The organism is Sphingobacterium kyonggiense (genome assembly GCF_039536825.1).
In the GTDB taxonomy this organism is placed as follows: Bacteria; Bacteroidota; Bacteroidia; order Sphingobacteriales; family Sphingobacteriaceae; genus Sphingobacterium; species Sphingobacterium kyonggiense.
In genome coordinates this window covers 703,508-718,224 of record NZ_BAAAZI010000004.1, presented here as the reverse complement: position 1 = coordinate 718,224, position 14,717 = coordinate 703,508, and the positions used below count along the sequence as shown (strand labels likewise).

The window sequence follows — 14,717 nt, the reverse complement described above, 5'->3', positions numbered from 1 at the left end:
CTATATAGGTTTTTAAGATAATTTTATTTTTATTTAAGCGGGCGATGCTTGCATCGCCCGCTTAAATAAAATAAACTACTATAATTGTTAATGTCTTAAGAAATCACCTCCCTAGTCGTTCTCCGTTGTTTATCCAGCTTACTTTTCTGTATAATCTATGACTTGGATATTCGGATTAATTTCAAGCAGTGCTTGAACCATCTCTTGATTGTTTTCTGGTGAGATGTAAATCTCATCGTAGCGGTTATAACGGACGATGATTCCATTCTTTGCAGTTGCTGGTTTTATGCCTACGTACATGGTTTTCCCTACTTCTAATTGCCGTACATCTGAAATGGATACTTTCCCAAAAAGAAAGAAAGACCGATATCTTAAGAATTCTCCATCAATTTTATAGCTGGTGGTATACATGATGATTAACAACATGCTGACTAAGATTGCGGAAATAAGCATATTGACTAGCACAGCTTCTTGCCAAGAATCACTGAGAATAGAAATGAGGATGAAAATAGGGATGAGTATTAAAAATGCTAATTTGAATTGGGATAAGTCCCTTTTTGGTTTGAAATGGTGCATACCCTAAAATAAGAAAAGCTTTCTGTATTCAGAAAGCTTTTGAGCGAAAGACGAGATTCGAACTCGCGACCCCAACCTTGGCAAGGTTGTGCTCTACCAACTGAGCTACTTTCGCTTGAAGTGCTACAAAAATACAACAAAAGAGTATTCTTGTCAATTATTTCTCTAAATAATTCTCCTTATTTAAGCGGAGAATTGGTTTCTAGCGCTTTATAGCGTCGATACAGTTCATGCCATCAATAGCTGCGGAGACAATTCCACCAGCATAACCGGCACCTTCAGCACAAGGGTAGAGTCCTTCTATCTGCGGATGTTGCAAGGTATCCTTATCTCTTGGAATTCGAATAGGTGAAGACGTACGTGATTCTACTCCGACCAAGATAGCCTCATTGGTATAATAACCTTTCATCTTTCGTCCAAATATTGGCAAGGCTCCTTGTAATGCCCGATGTACAAAATCAGGTAATACTTCCTGAAGTGCAACTGATCGAGTTCCAGGTTTATAAGAATTGATAGGGAGATCATTGGAGACCTTGTTTTGTACAAAATCAACCATACGCTGTGCTGGAGCAACTAAATTTCCTCCACCATATACAAATGCTCGCTGTTCTATCTGCCTTTGGAATTCCAGTAAGGCAAAAGGATCTTCTGCTGCATTCGGGATATCATCCAAATTGATTTGTATCACAGTTCCGGAGTTGGCATGAGGGTTATTACGTTTGGAAGGAGACCATCCATTCACGACAATTTCATTCTGCTCGGTAGCACAAGGGGCAATAATTCCCCCTGGACACATACAAAAGGAGAATACGCCACGACCATCGACCTGTTCCACCAAGCTGTAGTATGCAGGAGGAAGGTTTTCAGGCCTGATACTGCAATGGTATTGGGCTTGGTCTATAAGTTCCTGAGGATGCTCTATACGTACGCCTAAAGCGAAAGGTTTAGCTTCTAGTAACCATCCCTTTTGACGGAAAAGTTCAAATATATCTCGTGCTGAGTGACCAGTTGCCACTACGACATGTTTTGCTTTTAGGGTTTCACCAGCGTCTGTAATTACGCCTTCAACCTTTCCAAAGTTGGCAATAATGTCTACTACCTTACAATCAAAAAGCACCTCACCACCGTATTCAATAATTCGTTCGCGGATACTTTCAATGATATGCGGTAATTTATTGGTTCCAATATGCGGGCGAGCGTCAACCAAGATATCATCTGGTGCACCATGCTCAACAAATATGCTTAGAACTTCATGAACATCGCCACGTTTATTGGATCGAGTATATAGCTTTCCATCAGAATAGGTTCCTGCACCTCCTTCACCATAGCAATAATTGGATTCAGGATTAACAAAACCCTCTCGATTGATCTTGGCTAAGTCACGACGACGTTCCTGTACCTTTTTGCCACGTTCAATAACGATAGGTTTTAGACCACGTTGTAGACATTTGTAGGCAGCAAACAGTCCAGCTGGGCCAGCGCCAATAATAATGACAGGCTCGGCATCTTGAACATGTTGTAATGGAATATGGAACTCTGGTAAAACGACAGGTTCATCGATAAAATAGACTACACGCATTCGAAATAAGACCTGCTTGCCTCGGGCATCGATAGATCTTTTACGGATATGGAATCCTGAAATACGGTTAAGGGGGATACGGAGTTTCTTTGCACCTTCCTGAAGGATACGATTATCGTCCTGAATAGCCTCAGGAATTAGGGCAATTTCAATTTCTTTTTGCATATGGAATGTTGGGGTTTTATCCCAAAAACAAAGCAAAAGTAGCAAATCCTGCCATTATTTCACGTTTTTTTGCATTTGGTATATGCTTTGATATGATAATTTTATAAAAACAATTTCTTAATTTTAAAGAATACAAGTAAAACATTACACATGAAAAGATTATTAATTGCCTTAGTAGGTTTATTCACAGCACTATCATTCAGTTCTTGTGGTTACAACACCATGGTTTCCAAAGACGAGAATGTAAAGGGGAAATGGGCACAGGTGGAAAACGCCTACCAGCGTAGAGCAGACCTTATCCCGAATTTAGTAAATACGGTTAAAGGTGCCGCGCAACACGAGGAGGGCACATTGACCGCTGTAACCGAAGCACGTGCGAAAGCAACATCTGTAACAGTAGATCCATCTAACTTGTCGGAAGAAGCAATTGCGAATTATCAGCAGACTCAAGATGCCTTATCGCAATCTATCGGTCGTCTTTTAGTGAGTGTAGAAGCTTATCCTGATTTGAAAGCTAACTCTAACTTTCAAGAGTTACAAGCACAATTGGAAGGTACAGAGAATCGTATCTCTGTAGAACGTAGAGCTTATAATGAGGCTGTACAAGATTATAATACAACGGTGCGTTCATTCCCGAACAACATTATGGCAGGTATCTTCGGCTTTAAGTCTAAAGGTACATTCAAAGCTACAGAAGGTTCGGACAAAGCACCTACGGTACAGTTTTAATGAATTTATATTTTTAGAAAGATTTAAAAAGATGAATGTCGTTGATTCGCTTATCGGCATTCATCTTTTCTGTTTTCAACCTTATGGAGATATTCAATCAAGAGGAACAAGAGAAGGTCGTTCAGGCGATTAGCTTGGCGGAGAACCGTACGTCGGGGGAGATCCGCTTGGTCGTAGAGCGCCATTTAAATGGTAAAGAAGCCTATGAACAGGCTAAATCTTTTTTTGAGAAATTAAAGATGCACCATACTGCGCAGCGCAATGGGGTATTGATCTACTTAGCGACTGATGATCATCAATTTGCAATCATCGGGGATATAGGTATTGATCAGAAAGTACCTGCTGATTTTTGGGAGTCAACCAAAGATTCGATGTTGGTACATTTTAGAAGTGGAGATTATGTGAGTGGCCTTATTGAAGGCATAGATCAGGCGGGTCTACAGTTGGCAACCTACTTCCCGAGAAGAGAAGATGATGTCAATGAACTGCCGAATGATATTTATTTTGGTTAATGCGATACCTTATGTATAAGAAAACTCGTTTAGTGAGTACGTCTATAAATTTATTTTTTACTTTCCTTGTCGGGCTGGTTTTTAGTCTCCAAGCCTTTGCACAGGATTTTCCACCGGCACCCAATGCCTTGGTAAGTGACTTTACCAATACCTTAAGTGCCAGTCAAATACAAGCCTTAGAGCAAAAGTTATTAGCTTTTGAGGACTCCACTTCCAATCAGATAGCGGTAGTGGTGATGAGCAGTACTGGAGATTATGATATTGCCGATTATGGTGATCGTCTAGCTCAGAAATGGGGTGTGGGTAATAAGAAATACAACAATGGTGTACTCTTATTAGTGGCGATCAATGATCGTGCAGTAACGATTCGTACAGGTTATGGTATGGAAGGAGCAATTCCTGATATTATTGCCTATCGGATTATAGAAAATGAAATAAAGCCCGCCTTTAGACAAGGCGACTATTATAGTGGATTAGACAATGGTGTAAATGCTTTGATATCCTATTCTAAAGGGGAATATAAGGCAGATCCAAAAGAATCTTACTCTACTGAAGGTGGAGGAGGAATTCCGATCATCTTTATCGTAATCGTTGTTTTTGTGGTAATCGCGCTTATATCTAAGCGAGGTGGCGGAAATAATGGTGGTGGTCGTGTGATGGGAGGTAGAGGTTCTTCGGATTTATTCTGGTGGACTTTATTAAATTCACTTGGACGTGGCGGTGATGACAATGATGGCGGAGGCTTCGGTGGCGGCTTTGGCGGCGGCGGAGGTGGTGGCTTCGGCGGATTTGGTGGTGGAGGATTCGGTGGCGGTGGTGCCAGCGGAAGATGGTAATAATTGGTATAATTGATGTAACAACAATATAAATTTAAAATAAGAACAATGAAAAAGGTGATTTTAAGTGCAATGTTGGCAGTCCCTGCATTGCTATTTGCTCAAGAGGATTTTACGCTTAAGGGAAATATTAAGAATGTCGATGCGCCAGCAAAGATTTTCATCATGTATAGTGATGCCGGACAACGTCATGTGGATTCAGTGAATGTAGTAAAAGGTGCTTTTACTTATAGTGGGATTGTTGCTGAGCCGACTGAGGCGCAGTTAATTTTGTCTCCAGAAGGAAAGGGCCTACGTCAATTGAAAAGTCCAGAAGTAAATTCTGTTTATTTGTCGAAGGGTGTCATCAACATTACTGGAGATGCTTTACGCACAGCGACTTTAAGTGGTAATGAAATCAATAAAGATTATTCCGCTTATAAAAAGTCGTTAAGTGAAATTACAGCAGGTTTTGCAGCTATTAATGCAGAATATGCAGCAGCAACCCCAGAGGTACAACAGAGTGATGAATTCATGGCTGGTTTACAAGCAAAAGCAGGTAAGTTATATGAGAAGCAAGAAGAGATCAATGAAACTTATGTTAAAAATAACCCGAACAGCTATGTTGCTTTAGGTCTTTTAGCAAATATGGTTTCTGCGGATAACTTAAATTCATTGATTATTCCTGCATTTGATAAATTGTCAGCTCCATTAAAAGCATCCAGCAAAGGAAAGGCTTTACAAGAGAAGATCGAAAGAATAAAAACGGTTGCAGTTGGTTCTATGGCTCCTGAGATTTCATTGCCTGATACTGCAGGTAATGTGGTGAAATTATCTTCATTACGTGGTAAATACGTATTAATCGATTTCTGGGCTAGCTGGTGTGGTCCGTGTCGTCACGAGAACCCAAATGTAGTAGCAGCATTCAACAAATTTAAAGACAAAAACTTTACCGTATATGGTGTGTCTTTAGACCGTCCTGATGGTAAAGCAGATTGGATGCAAGCAATCAAAGAAGATAAATTGGAGCAATGGCCTCATGTATCTGATTTGAAATTCTGGCAGTCCGAGGTAGTGAAATTATACGCTATCGAAGGTATTCCACAGAACTTCTTATTGGATCCACAAGGAAAGATTATTGCATCAAATCTTCGTGGTGAAGCATTAGAAGCTAAATTAGCTGAAGTGTTGAAGTAAGAAAATTTGAGAATTTTTTAATTTAAAAGTCCGGATAAAATGCTGTTTTATCCGGACTTTTATATATTTTTAATGGTATTGATAATTTGTCACAACAGTTTTTTAAGCGATATGATTGATTCAAATCTCTAATTATGATGATGATCCGAAATTTAGTTTTACTGTTTTTCATTTTCCAAATCCTACAGGTATCCGCACAAGACCGTGTTGTTAGTTTTAACCAGCAATATGCAAACAGCAATAATAACAAGGTTAACATTGAAGTGAATGAGGTTCAGGAGCTCACTTATATCATGATGGCCATTACAGATTATGGAAGGAGAGATTCAAATATGGTGGATTTTAATACGGATTATTACCGCTCAGTAATAGAAAAATTTTCTCCTTATAAGGATCATGAAGCCATAAAATCATTTAATTCCCTTTTAGAAAAAAGCTTAATCTATTATATTCTTATCTCTTCAAATGCTTATGGTTTTGATTTTACTGGAAATACATTAGCAAGAACACATGTTTATACATTCCCAGCGCAAGGTGTTGGAACAATCGAAATACAAGAGGATCCAATACTCCAGTATAAGGATCAAATTGAAGATTTTGCTCAAGCATCAGGATTTAGAGAATTCTATAAGAACAATAAACCCTATTATGAAAAATTGAAATCTGATTATGTAAAGTATGGTGCTATTATAGAACAAAAAGAATGGCTTGAGGCGAAATTCGATTACAAAATCAATAGCTACAGGGTGTTGACCTCTCCATTAATTGGCGGTATAAATGCAACCAAAACTTTTGAAGATAATGGGTTTAAGGAAATGTTACTCTATTTACCAAGAATTAAACAAAGGCCAGAATGGAGCGATGAGCTTAATAGGGCAATGAACAGTCGAGTAATTTTTACAGAAATTGACCATAACTATGTTGGGCCACTAAGCGCTCAGTATAAGGACAAAATTGATGCAATCTTTCATAGAAGAGATATCTGGGTTGATTCAACAAATAAATCTACCAATCATTATCCGAACCCTATTAAGGTCTTTGATGAATACCTTACTTGGGGATTATTTATTTTGTTTAATATGGATACTGAACACAATAATGAGGCCCTTCATAAAGAAGTTATAGCACATATTGATAGTAAGATGAAACAAAAGGGATTCCCTAAATCTAAGGAGTTTAATATAGAATTAGTTCGCTTGTATAAGCTAAATCCTAATGCAAAGATTAGTGAGCTTTACGATGATTTATTGAAATGGTCTGCTACGCAATAAACTAACCTATCATTTTTGAACTGCCTTAATTACAAAATCTGCTCTTTCATTAACAGTAGTTTTAGGTAATTCTATAATCTGATAGCCATAGCTTTTATAGGTATCTACCATCATTTCATAGGTTAAAACGGCTTCCTCCCATTGTTGCTTTCTTTCCGAATCAGTTTCATAGATTTCCTTCCAAGGGGGCAGCATAAAGACTTGTGTATTGTATCTCCAACGCTCTACATAGTCTATCATCTGTTCGCTGACTTCTGATTGGATAAGTCTTGCATAGCAAATGGAATCTATAAAACTCCGGTCAAAAAAGATAGGTTTGGTCTGACCTTCCACCTGATCTATTTCCTTAAAACTTTGAATAGAACGATCAAACATAATTTCCTTGTACAAGATTTTATCTTTCCAGGGTAGGGCATTGCCGTTTGTAAGCTGCTGCTCTTTAATCAACTCACGGGCAATTTCAGGAGCTATTGCATAACCTCTTTTTTGAAGTTCAAGAAGCAAGCTTGTCTTTCCGGCTGCTGGACCACCGGAAAGAACATAGAAGTTGTCCCTTAAAATTAAACCTAGCATTCTTATCCGAATAAATTCCTAAAGATATCTTCAAGTGTGGCTACAGGTCTGACAAGGATATCGTATTTTTTGACATCCAATCCCTTGGCGTTGTATTTGGAGATGAAGATCTGTTCAAAACCAAGTTTTTCAGCCTCTTGGATTCGTTGTTCTATACGATTGACAGCTCTTATTTCTCCGGATAGTCCAACCTCACCAGCAAAAGTAATGTTTGCCGACAATGGAATATCTTGTTGTGAGGAGATCAATGCTGACACTACAGCTAAATCTATAGCAGGATCTTCTACACGAAGGCCACCAGCAATATTTAAAAACACATCCTGAGCACTTAGGCGGAAACCAAATCGTTTCTCTAGAACCGCCAATAACATATTGAGTCTTTTTGTGTCAAAGCCCGTAGAGCTTCTCTGAGGAGTTCCAAATGCGGAGTTGGACACCAATGCTTGCACCTCGATCATTAGTGGCCTGATGCCCTCTAACATCGCCGCTACGGCAATTCCACTTACCGGCTCCTCCCGCTGTGATAACATGATTTCTGAAGGATTGGAAACTTCCCGCAACCCTGTACCTTGCATCTCATAGATCCCTAATTCTGATGAAGAACCAAAGCGGTTTTTCACAGCACGTAGGATTCGATAGACATGGTGTCTATCACCCTCAAATTGAAGTACCGTATCCACCATGTGCTCCAATACTTTTGGACCGGCAATACTACCATCCTTGGTGATATGGCCAACGATGAATACAGGTGTATTGGTTTCTTTGGCAAAACGAAGTAATTCAGCAGTACATTCCCGAACTTGCGATACAGAGCCAGGAGCAGATTCTATCTGTGCAGAATGTAATGTTTGAATGGAGTCAATGACAACCACATTCGGTTCAACCTGATCAATCTGTTTGAAGATGTTCTGCATGGATGTCTCTGTCAAGATATAACAGTTGGCATTGGAACTCTGTGACAATCTTTCGGCACGCATCTTAATCTGTTGTTCACTTTCCTCACCGGAAATATACAAGGTTTTCACCTTCGGTATGGAAAGAGCAAGCTGTAACATCAAAGTGGATTTACCGATACCCGGTTCACCACCAATCAGTACAAGCGATCCAGGTACAATACCACCGCCAAGTACTCGATTGAATTCTTTATCGGGACTCAGGATACGCTGTTCCTCCGAATAGACAATTTCATGTATGATTGCTGCTTTATTACTTCGTTTATTCGTGGAAGGCGCAATGGTGCTACTTCTCCATTCTGGAACACGTGAAGAGCCCTTATCTACCACCTCTTCTACAAAAGTATTCCATTCCTTACATGAAGGACATTGCCCTAGCCACTTTGACGATTCATAACCGCAGGACTGACAGAAATATGCTGATTTTGTCTTTGCCATGTAGCGAATTTAAAAAAATGTACCTAGATGTTGTAACAATACCTTAGTATTGTCGACAAATACCTAAAATGAATACTAACCTGGAACAAGAATTCGTGGTTCTTCTGGAGGATAATCAAAATATCCTGCATAAGATTTGCAAACTCTATACGACCGATTTAGCGTCGCACCAGGATCTATTTCAGGAAATGGTAATTCAGTTGTGGCGATCATACCCAAAGTTTAAAGGTGATTCGAAGTTCTCGACTTGGGCCTATCGGGTATCCCTTAACACCGCTATCTCTCTTTATCGTTCCAAACGCAATAAAATTACAACAGTAGATTTGGATCATGCCCTAGGGAATATTCGCTATGAGGAATATAATTCCGAAGAAGAAGAGCAACTTCGGTTTTTATATGATGCTGTTAGGCAGCTCAATGATATCGATAAGGCATTGGTGTATATGTATTTAGAAGATAAGGACTATGCGGAGATCGCAGAAACCCTAGGTATTACCGAAGTAAATGCACGTGTAAAAATGAATCGCATAAAAAGTAAATTAAAAGAAATATTGGCTAAAAAAGGAGTGGTATAATGGATGGGTTAGATTTACTTAAACAGCATTGGCAAAAGAACAATGACTTTCCGAAAGTCGATAAAGAGGCTATTCGTGGAATGCTATATAAAAGTTCCTCCTCCTTAGTGAAATGGATATTTATCATTTCCTTAATCGAGTTGTCGCTTGGTATAATTTTCAATGTATGGTATTTCTTCAGTGGAATTAAAGTGGAGTATTCAGAAGAGTCGCTATGGTTGGATTACCTCGATAATACGGCCACCGTGATTGGGTATTTCATTACCTTCTACTTTATTTATGCTTTCTTTAAAGCCTACATGAAGATCCGTAATACAAAGAACACCAAAGACCTGTTAAATGATGTACTGACAGCCAGAAAACGTGTTAGTCAATACATCAGCTTTAACATTTATCTTATCATTTTTTCCATAGGCCTTGGATTTTTATCTTTTATTCTCGAAAACCATGTTTTTGAAAAAGGAACTGGTGAAATTATATTATATCTGACACTAATGATTATAGTCGGCGGGTTGATGGGGTGGTTATTTATCTCCATATTGAAACTGTATTTCCGCGTACTATATGTTCGATTGGTGAAAAAACTAGAAAAAAATTATGATGAATTAATCATTATGGAAAATGAGGATGATATTCCTCCATCCAGATAAACGATATTAATAAAAAATGGGGCTTTTGCCCCATTTTTAGTTTTCATTCTCTTTTAGGATTCGTAAGAAATTTAATCCCATAATCTTGGCAATATCTTCTTGTTTATATCCTCTATCCAATAGAGCTTTCGTCAAAAGTGGAAATTTAGATACATCCTCCAATCCTTGTGGAGTAGAATTTATTCCATCAAAATCAGATCCAATGGCAACATGGTCTATCCCTACTTTTTTCACTAAGTAATCGATATGTTTAAGGACCATTTCCATAGGCGCATTAACTTCATTCTTTTGTTTTTTGGTTAATGTAGCATACATTTTATCTGTAGAAGGTTTTTTGTCCGGATCTACTTTATGGTGTTTTTCATAGAGTTTTTTAACACGCTTAGAATAACCTGAATCTAAGAATTCTGAGAAGAAATTAACACCAATAACACCTCCGTTTTTCTTCAAAGCTTCCAGTTGTTTGTCTTTCAGGTTGCGGTAGTGTGGAGTCAATGCTGCTGCGTTGCTATGAGAAACCAATACCGGCTTGGTACTGACTTCCAATACATCATAAAATGTCTTTTCGCCAGCATGAGAAAGATCTACCATCATCCCCAATTCATTCATCCGCTTGATAATAGCACGTCCATGATCTGTTAATCCCTTTCCTTCATCCCGTTTTGTTTTAACCTCCATGGCTGCCGCAGTTACCCAAGGTAAATTATAATTCCAGGTTAAGGTCAAGTAGCGAGCACCCCGATTATAGAGCTTTTCTAAATTCTCTAAACTACCCTCGATCATGTTTCCTCCTTCAATACCGATTAAGGCAACAATCTTTCCTGATTTTCGAATGCGTTCGATATCAGCAGAATTCTTTGCGATTTCTATTTTATCAGGATTGTTTTTTACCACCTTCTCCAAGGCATCAATTTGATCATTTGCATGCTTAAATGCCCCAGTCTTCCACTTCTTATCATCCGACCAAACCGCAAATACTTGTACATCCACACCGCCTTCTAGTAGACGAGGGATATCCGTATGACCAGTTTTAAGTCGCTTGCCAATATCTTCACCAGGAAGTATGCTTTCAATAATAACATCGTTATGCCCATCGACTACGATAAGATCACGATGGATTTTTTGGTAATCCTGAGCCTGACTGGATAAACTCAACATAGCTATTAGGATAGTGGATAAAATTGACTTATTCATTATTTGGCTTTATTGATGGTTTCATAAATCACATCCTGAATTCTACTGCGCACATTCAAGTCATAAATTTTGGTGCTCACTTGTGGATGAACACGATTAGATAAGAAAATATAGATGAATTGATTTTTAGGATCTACCCAAATACAAGTACCAGTATAACCCGTATGTCCAAATACCGAGCTGTTTGCCAGCTTAGATGGATATTCTGCTTTTGGTTTTGGATCATAGCGGTCAAATCCTAGACCACGTCGGCTAGTTGCCGATTGCTTGGAAGTAAATAGATCAACCGTTTCTGGTTTGAAATATTGTGCTCCACCATATTCGCCACGATTCAACAATAATTGCCCGTAAATGGCCAGGTCATTTGCAGTAGCAAACAAACCGGCATGGCCTGCAACACCCCCTGCCATAGCAGCTCCTTCATCATGAACAAAACCTTCTAACAAGGTCTTTCGGAATACCGTATCGTTCTGTGTTGGAACCATTCTATTCTTAGCAAACCGGCTTCTAGGATTATAACCTGCGGTTTTCATGCCTATTGGTCTGTATAGAATTTGCTGTACATATTCTTGCATCGGTGTAGATGTCTCATGCTCCGCTACTTCCTTCATTACGTACATGCTGATGTCGGAGTAAACATAATTTCCAGATGGCTTAACCGCTGAGTTCAACATCTGAGGCCACATCACATCTTGATAATAATTATTTCGCAGATAAGCATTATCAGCCACCTGTACCTGATGTTGCGCATCAGCTGTGTGTTGTAGGTCTCCAGGTTTTAAACTGCGGTAAAAAGGTATAAATGGCATAAATCCTGCTTCATGCAATAGCACCGTCCGAAGTGGAATATTGGCCTTATTGGTTTCCTTCGCTTGCCATAAGTAATGCCCCATAGTACTGTCCAAATTAATCACCTTGGTTTCTTGTAGATGCATCACAACAGGCGTAGTTCCTACAATTTTGGAAATAGATGCCAAGTCATAAATATCATGAATACTATTGACTTGTTTCTTCTCATAGGTGTGGTATCCATATGCCTTTTCGAAGATCACTTGACCATCTTTTACCGCCATCACCATCATACCTGGTGCAGCATGTTGCGTAATGGCATCATTAGCGATTGCATCGATCTGTCTACTCATATTGGCAATATCCAATCCCGATTGCCTGCCTTGCGTATATTGTAAGCGAGTCTGATTGGTTAATAACTTCCCTTGAGTAATTCCTAATCCTCCGAAAATAGACATTGCAGCATTTTCTTGACCAGAAGCATCTGTTTCAGGGCTCCAAAGAATACTAGCAAAATGACTTAAATTGTTATCGTTTAAGCCTACATGGGTATAATTGTCATTAGCCCCAAAGCGACACAACACAATGTGCTTATTGTTTACGGCGGATTGTAAAACCATTGCCGCATAATTGGAGCTAAATTCTGCAGCTGTTCCCGCTACGATGATGGTATTGAAGTATTTGGTCTTCTCGTCAAATTGCTGAAAATCTACAGGAGTGACCTCTGCATAGCGTTGAAGCTGCGCAATAAAAGGAGCGTATTTTTGATTGTCTGTAGTTACAACTGCAATGCGAAGTTTATCCAGTTTTTTGAAGGGTAGGATGGACTCCTTGTTATAGATCAGCTGCGTTTTGTTGTTTAATACCTGTTTGTACTGAGCTTGGGCGGTTTGGAAAATAAAGATTAGCCCTAGGACTGCCAAGTTTATTCTTCGGATCATTTGTTTTAGGATTTATCATGTAAATGTACTAATAAAACGCACAAACACGCATTGTTCAAGGATTATTTATTGCCTATATTTGGGATATGCCTGAGATTCTGGAGGACAAGACCATATTTACACTTTCAGAAGTGTCGCGAAGTATTCAAAAAACGATAGCTGAGCGGTACAAAAGTTTGTATTGGATTAAGGCAGAGATGAATAAGCTAAACCATTACAGTCACTCAGGTCACTGTTACCCCGAGTTGTTAGAGAAAAAGGATGGAAAGATTATCGCAGAGATGCGTTCTATTCTTTGGAAAATGGACTACCATCGGATCAATAGGCAATTCATAGAAATTCTTGGTGAGCCACTTCGAGAAGGTATTACTATGCTTTTTCAAGCTGGTATTTCTTATGATCCTTTGTATGGCTTCAGTTTGAAGATCGTAGATATTGATCCAACCTTTGTGTTAGGAGAGCTGGAGAAAGAAAAAAGAGCCAGTATCCTAAAATTAAAACAAGAAGGTCTATTCGATGCGAATCGTCTAGTGCCATTTCCCATGGTTCCTAAGCGTTTGGCCATTATTTCCGTAGAAACAAGCAAAGGTTTATCCGATTTTTATAAGATTATCAATGGTAATCCTTGGGGATATCGTTTTTCTACAACCTTATTTCCAGCCTTATTGCAAGGTGACAAATCAATCCCCAGTATTATCCGTCAATTAGAAGTAATTGCAGAACGCATGGAGAATTATGATGCGGTAGCTATTATTCGTGGCGGAGGGGGAGATGTAGGTTTAACCTCCTATAACAATTACTTTTTGGCTAAGGCAATAGCGATATTTCCATTACCAGTACTAACTGGAATTGGGCACTCCACAAATGAGACCGTCAGTGAAATGGTGGCTTATAAAAATGCTATTACACCAAGTGAATTAGCCGACTTCCTGATCCAGAAGTTTCATAATTTCGCATTACCGGTGGATGAAGCAACAGAACGTATCGTTCGTGCAGCGCGTAAATTATTTGAACAAGAACATCTTCATCTAAACGAATTGGTAAATGCGATCAATTGGAATTCTAAAACCCAATTGTTAAAGAATAAAACACAGTTAGAACAAAGTGCACAACAACTATTAAGAGGGTCCAAGCTCTTACTCAAACAAGAGCTCTCTCAGCTACAACAAATGAGTCAGGAAATGCAAAGGATGAGTAAAGTGTTGTTGAAAAATGGAAATACCAGCTTATTACAGATTGAACGATTGATAGGCATGTTGAATCCCATTCACGTCCTTAAAAGAGGGTACAGCATCGTTCGCATAGATGGAAAAGCGGTGCATCAGTTGGATCAGGTAGAGGTAGGAAGTACCTTATATATCCAAGTGGAGGATGGACAAATTGAATCAACCGTAACCCAAAAGATAGAAAATCATGGAAAATAATTACACCTATAAAGACGCTTTTGATGAATTGCAGGAAATTGTCTCGGATATTGAATCTGGTGATGTTGCAGTTGATGAGCTAACAGAAAAAATTAGTCGGGCTACCCTATTGTTAGGGATTTGCAAGGCAAAATTGACTGCTTCCGAAGAAGAAGTTGAAAAACTGTTGAAAAAACTCGAAAAAGAGGATTCTAAAAATCAAGAATCAGAGTAATTCTTTTATTTTCTACAATTGTCTGTATTTTTAAAGTCCTTTTAAGCGATTTTAAAGCATAAATTCTAAATAATTCCCTTATTATTTAGAATTAGTTTAAATTTGCACCAATTCAATCTGAA

General features: G+C 38.8%; 15 protein-coding genes and 1 tRNA gene. 9 read left to right on the top strand and 7 right to left on the bottom strand.

Features of this window, described 5'->3' with window-relative positions; all coding sequences use genetic code 11:
* Positions 1–138 precede the first annotated feature (138 nt).
* From ABD676_RS04155 to ABD676_RS04145, 3 genes are all read right to left on the bottom strand, one after another.
* On the bottom strand, positions 139–576 hold the full coding sequence (locus ABD676_RS04155; protein ID WP_344673408.1) for a PH domain-containing protein: 438 nt from the start codon (positions 574–576) through the stop codon (positions 139–141).
* Between the two features lie 42 nt (positions 577–618).
* A tRNA-Gly gene (locus ABD676_RS04150) sits at positions 619–691 on the bottom strand.
* 87 nt (positions 692–778) lie between these two features.
* Positions 779–2,320 carry an NAD(P)/FAD-dependent oxidoreductase gene (locus ABD676_RS04145; RefSeq protein WP_344673407.1) on the bottom strand — a complete coding sequence of 514 codons (1,542 nt, stop codon included), beginning with the start codon at positions 2,318–2,320 and terminating at the stop codon, positions 779–781.
* Between the two features lie 150 nt (positions 2,321–2,470).
* Between ABD676_RS04145 and ABD676_RS04140 the strand changes: the two genes are divergently transcribed.
* The 5 genes from ABD676_RS04140 (at position 2,471) to ABD676_RS04120 (ending at position 6,844) form a co-directional block, all read left to right on the top strand.
* Positions 2,471–3,049, top strand: coding sequence for a LemA family protein (locus ABD676_RS04140; protein WP_344673406.1), 579 nt, complete (start codon positions 2,471–2,473; stop codon positions 3,047–3,049).
* Between the two features lie 35 nt (positions 3,050–3,084).
* Positions 3,085–3,561 carry a TPM domain-containing protein gene (locus ABD676_RS04135; RefSeq protein WP_344673405.1) on the top strand — a complete coding sequence of 159 codons (477 nt, stop codon included), beginning with the start codon at positions 3,085–3,087 and terminating at the stop codon, positions 3,559–3,561.
* 11 nt (positions 3,562–3,572) lie between these two features.
* On the top strand, positions 3,573–4,397 hold the full coding sequence (locus ABD676_RS04130) for a TPM domain-containing protein (protein WP_344673404.1): 825 nt from the start codon (positions 3,573–3,575) through the stop codon (positions 4,395–4,397).
* Between the two features lie 48 nt (positions 4,398–4,445).
* On the top strand, positions 4,446–5,573 hold the full coding sequence (locus tag ABD676_RS04125; RefSeq protein WP_344673403.1) for a redoxin domain-containing protein: 1,128 nt from the start codon (positions 4,446–4,448) through the stop codon (positions 5,571–5,573).
* 134 nt (positions 5,574–5,707) lie between these two features.
* A complete protein-coding gene (locus ABD676_RS04120; protein ID WP_344673402.1) occupies positions 5,708–6,844 on the top strand; it encodes a DUF4932 domain-containing protein in 1,137 nt (378 codons plus the stop codon).
* Between the two features lie 9 nt (positions 6,845–6,853).
* On the opposite strand, the gene ABD676_RS04115 is transcribed toward ABD676_RS04120, so the two are convergent.
* Positions 6,854–7,417, bottom strand: coding sequence for an AAA family ATPase (locus ABD676_RS04115; protein WP_344673401.1), 564 nt, complete (start codon positions 7,415–7,417; stop codon positions 6,854–6,856).
* Between the two features lie 2 nt (positions 7,418–7,419).
* Positions 7,420–8,808 (bottom strand): DNA repair protein RadA, encoded by a 1,389-nt coding sequence (gene radA / locus ABD676_RS04110; protein ID WP_344673400.1) that lies wholly within the window; start codon positions 8,806–8,808, stop codon positions 7,420–7,422.
* Positions 8,809–8,876: 68 nt separating this feature from the next.
* Here radA and ABD676_RS04105 point away from each other — a divergent pair, with 68 nt between their 5' ends.
* A complete protein-coding gene (locus ABD676_RS04105; RefSeq protein WP_344673399.1) occupies positions 8,877–9,383 on the top strand; it encodes an RNA polymerase sigma factor in 507 nt (168 codons plus the stop codon).
* Positions 9,383–10,033: a hypothetical protein gene (locus ABD676_RS04100; protein WP_344673398.1), complete on the top strand. Its 651-nt coding sequence runs from the start codon at positions 9,383–9,385 to the stop codon at positions 10,031–10,033. The genes ABD676_RS04105 and ABD676_RS04100 overlap by 1 nt, the downstream gene beginning before the upstream one ends.
* A 36-nt stretch (positions 10,034–10,069) precedes the next feature.
* On the opposite strand, the gene ABD676_RS04095 is transcribed toward ABD676_RS04100, so the two are convergent.
* Together ABD676_RS04095 and ABD676_RS04090 are read right to left on the bottom strand one after the other, a co-directional pair.
* Positions 10,070–11,227, bottom strand: coding sequence for a dipeptidase (locus tag ABD676_RS04095; RefSeq protein WP_344673397.1), 1,158 nt, complete (start codon positions 11,225–11,227; stop codon positions 10,070–10,072).
* Positions 11,227–12,957, bottom strand: coding sequence for a serine hydrolase domain-containing protein (locus ABD676_RS04090; RefSeq protein WP_344673396.1), 1,731 nt, complete (start codon positions 12,955–12,957; stop codon positions 11,227–11,229). Before ABD676_RS04090 ends, ABD676_RS04095 begins: the two co-directional genes overlap by 1 nt.
* 86 nt (positions 12,958–13,043) lie before the next feature.
* Between ABD676_RS04090 and xseA the strand changes: the two genes are divergently transcribed.
* Positions 13,044–14,381: an exodeoxyribonuclease VII large subunit gene (gene xseA / locus ABD676_RS04085; protein WP_344673395.1), complete on the top strand. Its 1,338-nt coding sequence runs from the start codon at positions 13,044–13,046 to the stop codon at positions 14,379–14,381.
* Positions 14,371–14,595 carry an exodeoxyribonuclease VII small subunit gene (gene xseB, locus ABD676_RS04080; protein WP_344673394.1) on the top strand — a complete coding sequence of 75 codons (225 nt, stop codon included), beginning with the start codon at positions 14,371–14,373 and terminating at the stop codon, positions 14,593–14,595. Before xseA ends, xseB begins: the two co-directional genes overlap by 11 nt.
* The last annotated feature ends 122 nt before the right edge of the window (positions 14,596–14,717 follow it).

Bases quoted from the DNA above. Each gene is read 5' to 3' on its own strand.
- ABD676_RS04155 (WP_344673408.1), bottom strand. From the start codon at position 576: ATGCACCATTTCAAACCAAAAAGGGACTTATCCCAATTCAAATTAGCA.
- ABD676_RS04145 (WP_344673407.1), bottom strand. From the start codon at position 2,320: ATGCAAAAAGAAATTGAAATTGCCCTAATTCCTGAGGCTATTCAGGAC.
- ABD676_RS04140 (WP_344673406.1), top strand. From the start codon at position 2,471: ATGAAAAGATTATTAATTGCCTTAGTAGGTTTATTCACAGCACTATCA.
- ABD676_RS04135 (WP_344673405.1), top strand. From the start codon at position 3,085: ATGTCGTTGATTCGCTTATCGGCATTCATCTTTTCTGTTTTCAACCTT.
- ABD676_RS04130 (WP_344673404.1), top strand. From the start codon at position 3,573: ATGTATAAGAAAACTCGTTTAGTGAGTACGTCTATAAATTTATTTTTT.
- ABD676_RS04125 (WP_344673403.1), top strand. From the start codon at position 4,446: ATGAAAAAGGTGATTTTAAGTGCAATGTTGGCAGTCCCTGCATTGCTA.
- ABD676_RS04120 (WP_344673402.1), top strand. From the start codon at position 5,708: ATGATGATGATCCGAAATTTAGTTTTACTGTTTTTCATTTTCCAAATC.
- ABD676_RS04115 (WP_344673401.1), bottom strand. From the start codon at position 7,417: ATGCTAGGTTTAATTTTAAGGGACAACTTCTATGTTCTTTCCGGTGGT.
- radA (WP_344673400.1), bottom strand. From the start codon at position 8,808: ATGGCAAAGACAAAATCAGCATATTTCTGTCAGTCCTGCGGTTATGAA.
- ABD676_RS04105 (WP_344673399.1), top strand. From the start codon at position 8,877: ATGAATACTAACCTGGAACAAGAATTCGTGGTTCTTCTGGAGGATAAT.
- ABD676_RS04100 (WP_344673398.1), top strand. From the start codon at position 9,383: ATGGATGGGTTAGATTTACTTAAACAGCATTGGCAAAAGAACAATGAC.
- ABD676_RS04095 (WP_344673397.1), bottom strand. From the start codon at position 11,227: ATGAATAAGTCAATTTTATCCACTATCCTAATAGCTATGTTGAGTTTA.
- ABD676_RS04090 (WP_344673396.1), bottom strand. From the start codon at position 12,957: ATGATCCGAAGAATAAACTTGGCAGTCCTAGGGCTAATCTTTATTTTC.
- xseA (WP_344673395.1), top strand. From the start codon at position 13,044: ATGCCTGAGATTCTGGAGGACAAGACCATATTTACACTTTCAGAAGTG.
- xseB (WP_344673394.1), top strand. From the start codon at position 14,371: ATGGAAAATAATTACACCTATAAAGACGCTTTTGATGAATTGCAGGAA.